Source organism: Deinococcus pimensis DSM 21231, from assembly GCF_000519345.1.
Classification (GTDB): domain Bacteria; phylum Deinococcota; class Deinococci; order Deinococcales; family Deinococcaceae; genus Deinococcus_A; species Deinococcus_A pimensis.
On record NZ_KI912672.1, the window covers coordinates 874 to 4,907 of the forward strand.

Consider the following 4,034-nt stretch of genomic DNA (forward strand, 5'->3'; position numbering starts at 1 on the left):
GCCGTGCCGGGTCCACGCGGCATTGGCGTCCACGCGGATGCGCGCGCGCGGCGCCTCCTCACGCAGCGCCGAGATGATCGCCTCGTCGCGGTGGGTGCCCAGCTTGACCTTCAGCACCCCGTGCCCGCGCGCCACCGCCTCGCGCGCCTGACGGCGCATGTCGTCCAGTTCCGCGATGCTCACCGTGAAGCTCGACTCCGGCACGGGCGCGGGCGACAGGCCCAGCAGGCGCCACACGGGCAGCCCGACGCTCGCGGCGCACCACTCCAGCGCCGCACTCTCCAGCGCGCACTTCACGCTGGGGTGGTCGTAGGGGAAGCGGGCGCGCAGCGCGGCCTCCAGCCCCTGCCAGTCCCAGGGGTCCTCCAGCGCGCCCGCGAGGACGGGCAGCACGGCCTCCACCGTCGCGCCCGTCTCGCCGTAGAAGGCGTTCGGGGCGGCCTCGCCGCGCCCGACGACGCCGCCCTGCTCCACCCGCACGAAGGTGCGGGGGTACTCGCTGTGCGTCCAGCGGGCGATACCGAAGGGCTGCGCGGTGCGCAGCACGCGGGTCTCCCAGGTGACGTTCACTTCAGCTCCTCCCGGAAGAAGGTGCCGTCCCAGCGGCCGTAGCCCTCCAGGCTCTCCGCGAGCCTGCGCCCGTAGTCGCCCTCGCCGATCGTCTCCACCGTGACGCGCATGTGCGTGGCGTTCGCGTGCAGCATCTCGCGCTCGCCGAGCATGACGCCCACGTGCCCCGGGAAGAACGCGAGGTCCCCGGCGCGCGGCGTCTCCACGCGCGGCAGGAAGTCGCGCTGCTGGTCCGCGTCGCGCGGGAGCGCGCCATGCGGGTGGAAGAGCTGCGCGAGCCCCGAGCAGTCGATGCCCCACGCGCTGCGCCCGCCCCACACGTAGGGCGTGTCCAGGAGCCGCGCGATGAAGGCGAGGTCGCGGGCACGTTCCGGATGCTCCCGCCCGGCGCTGACCAGCGCCGCCTGCACGTACGCCTCTCCCCCACCGTACGCGACACGGAACCACGTGCGGCCGTTCTCGTCGTAGGCACGGTCGTCGAGCCGCGAGAGGCGCGCGCCGCAGGCGAGCTCGTCGAGGAGGGGCGCGCTGACCTTCGGCCCCGCGAAGAGATGACCGCGCGGGGCGCGCACGAGCAGCGTCTCCCCCGCGGGGGGCGTGCCGAGCGCGTCCAGCCGGGTGTAGCCGAGGTAGCCGTCGTGCGCGGTGCGGACCCAGGCCCAGCCGTCCGGGCGCTCCTCGAGCACCTCGACGGTCTCGCCCAGCAGGGCCTCCGTGACCTGGGGGGACAGGCCGTCGGGTCGGGCGCGCAGGCTCACGCGGCCCCGCGCCGCGGCTCGCGTGACGGGTGTCAGCCAGGTCCAGCCGCCGCCGAGACGGTCACGCAGGGCGACGTCGGCGACGCGGCGCTCCTCGTCGAGGGGGGTGATGCGCTGATCGAGGGTGGTGTTCACGGCGTTCCCTCCTGGGAGACGGACGAGGACGCTTCTCCGTACGTCCGGACGAGATCGGCGGCGAGGCGGGCGAGGAGGCGCACCTCGTGGTTGTCGGGGTGTTCGCGCGGGTCGAGGCCGCCCTCGCTGAGGATCGCGAGGACGACGGGACGGGGACTCCAGACGACGCCCACGTCGTGGTGAACGCCGCGAAGCTCGCCGTGCTTGCTGGCCACGCGCCACAGGCGCTCGCCCGCCTCGTCGCGCGGCAGGTGTCGGGTGAGGATGTTCTGGTGCTGCTGCCGCGACAGGATGTCGAGCGCGACCTCCGTGGAGGACCGCGAGAGCAGTTCGCCCCGGGCGAGGCGCAGCAGGAGCTCCGCCAGGTCCCGCGCGGTGGTGCGGTTGCGCTCCCCGGCGCGCTGTCGCGCGGACTGCCGCTCCGGGGGCAACTGGAGCTTCCCGAGGAGCTCGGTCCCGCTCAGGCCCGCCTCCCTCAGGAAGGCGTTGACGGTGTCCACGCCGACGCGGTCGATGACCATGTTCGTGGCGGTGTTGTCGCTCACGACGATCATCAGCGTCAGCAGGTCGCGCAGGGTGGGCGCGAGGCCCGCCACGAGCTCCTTGAGGACCCCGTCTCCGCCCACGCGGTCCCCGGCGTCCATCACGGGACGCTCGTCGAGGTGGGCGGCGCCCGCGTCCACGAGCCGCAGGGCCGCGACGAGCAGGGCGATCTTGATGGTGGACGCGGCGGGATAGACGCGGTCCGGGTCGTGCTCGCGCAGCACTTCGCCGGAGGTGAGGTCGCGCACGACGACGCTGACGTGCCCGGGATGCCCGGCGAGGCCGCGCTCCCCGGACTGGACTTCGGTGATGACGATGGGAACTGGATCGTGATGGGAACTCAAGGGATCTCCGGTCTGCGAATGGGCGAGGTCGTCTCGAATGATGCCCTGCCGGACCCTCACGGGGCAACCCGGGGCGGCGCGGGACACCGGGTCGCAACGTTGCGACCCAGGTGTCCGGAGCCGGGTCGCAACGTTGCGACCCGCTCGCGATCAGGTCCTGGATTGCGTACAGTGGGAGCGAGTCCATGCGAGTCCTGACCACCTTCAATCACGCGGGCGGCGCCGCCAAGACCAGCACCACCCGCGACATCGGCTACACCCTGGCCCACCACCACGGCCTGCGTGTCCTCCTGATCGACGTGGACCCCCAGGCCAACCTCAGCAGCTGGCTCGGCGTGCCCGACGCGTCCGTCGAGCGCACCGTCGCCCGCTCGGTCCTCCAGAACGAGCCCCTGCCCGAGCCGTACCGCGTCCACGGGCTCGACCTGATTCCCTCCAACCTGGAGCTCGCCCTCGTGGAGGCGCAGCTGCCCGGCCAGATCGGCGGGATCCGGCGGCTCCACCGCCATCTGCGCGCGCTCGGGGAACGCTACGACTTCGTGCTGATCGACTCGCCGCCCAGCCTGGGGCAGCTCAGCGGGCTCGCGGCCATCGCCGCCGACGCGCTCGTCGTGCCCGTACCCACCACCCACAAGGGCGTCGGCGGGGTCGGCGCGGTCCGCGCGATGGTCCAGACGTACCGCGAGCTCAACGAGCAGCTGCACGTCGCGTTCTACCTCCCCACGCTGTACAACGCTCAGATCCGGCACCACCGCGAGTCGCTCGACGTGATGCGCGAGCTGCTCTCCCCCCTCGGCACCCCCGTGACCTTCCGGCCCGCCATCTACCCGGACGCGCACGCCGCGAACGTCCCCATCGGCGTGTACATGCCCGGCAGTCCCGCCGACCTGGAGGTGCGCGCCGCCACGAGCGAGCTGCTCGCCGCGCTCGGGGAGGCCAGCGTTGCCTCCTAGGCGACCGGACGTACGGGGCGCGCTGCGCGGCGTCCTCGGCGCCGTCGACGAGCACCCGTCCGAGACGCCGCGCGAGGTGGACGTCACGGACCTCACGCCGCTCCCGGGGCAGCCGCGCCGCGCCTTCGACGACGCGACCCTCGCGGAGCTCTCGCGCAGCGTCCGCGAGCACGGCGTGCTCCAGCCCCTGCTGGTGCGCCGCGCGCCCGGGGGGCGCGGCTACGAGATCGTGGCGGGCGAGCGCCGCTGGCGCGCCGCGAAGCTCGCCGGGCTCGCCCGCGTGCCCGTGGTGGTGCGTGACCTCGGGGACCGCGAGGCGCTGGAGGCCGCCATCGTCGAGAACCTCCAGCGCGAGGACCTCAATCCCGTCGACCGGACGGACGCCGTGGCCCGCGCCCTCGCCCTCGCGCTCGACCTGCGCCCCGAGGAGGTGCCCGCCCGGCTCTCCGCGCTGCGCAAGACGCCCGGTGCGCCCGGCCATCCAGAGCAGATCGTCGTCGTCGAACGGCTCTTCGAGACGCTCGGCGGCTCCTGGGTGACCTTCCTGACACAGCACCTCCCCATCCTGCGATTCCCCGGGGACGTCCTCGCCGCCATGCGGGCGGGCGGACTGGAGTACACGAAGGGCCGTGTGATCGCCGGAGTTCGTGACGAGACGCGCCGCGCGGAGCTCCTGAGGCTCGCCGCCGGGGGTGCGAGCCTCGAACAACTGCGCGCCGCCGCCGCGCCGC

General features: G+C 73.7%; 5 protein-coding genes. 2 read left to right on the forward strand and 3 right to left on the reverse strand.

Annotated elements, in window-relative coordinates; translation table 11 throughout:
* The 3 genes from DEIPI_RS33590 to DEIPI_RS0121780 all read right to left on the reverse strand — a co-directional run.
* The coding region (locus DEIPI_RS33590; protein ID WP_281173255.1) for an enolase C-terminal domain-like protein at nucleotides 1-570 on the reverse strand (570 nt) is incomplete at its 3' end.
* Entirely contained in the window at nucleotides 567-1,463 is an 897-nt protein-coding gene (locus tag DEIPI_RS33595; protein WP_245588616.1) for a C40 family peptidase, read from the reverse strand. The genes DEIPI_RS33595 and DEIPI_RS33590, both read right to left, overlap by 4 nt.
* A complete protein-coding gene (locus tag DEIPI_RS0121780) occupies nucleotides 1,460-2,350 on the reverse strand; it encodes a serine hydrolase (protein WP_245588617.1) in 891 nt (296 codons plus the stop codon). The genes DEIPI_RS33595 and DEIPI_RS0121780 overlap by 4 nt, the downstream gene beginning before the upstream one ends.
* Nucleotides 2,351-2,535: 185 nt before the next feature.
* Here DEIPI_RS0121780 and DEIPI_RS0121785 point away from each other — a divergent pair, with 185 nt between their 5' ends.
* On the forward strand, nucleotides 2,536-3,303 hold the full coding sequence (locus tag DEIPI_RS0121785; RefSeq protein WP_027483162.1) for a ParA family protein: 768 nt from the start codon (nucleotides 2,536-2,538) through the stop codon (nucleotides 3,301-3,303).
* On the forward strand, nucleotides 3,293-4,034 hold a 742-nt coding region (locus DEIPI_RS41970), incomplete at its 3' end, for a ParB/RepB/Spo0J family partition protein (protein ID WP_052351917.1). The genes DEIPI_RS0121785 and DEIPI_RS41970, both read left to right, overlap by 11 nt.

Bases quoted from the DNA above. Each gene is read 5' to 3' on its own strand.
- DEIPI_RS0121785 (WP_027483162.1), top strand. From the start codon at position 2,536: ATGCGAGTCCTGACCACCTTCAATCACGCGGGCGGCGCCGCCAAGACC.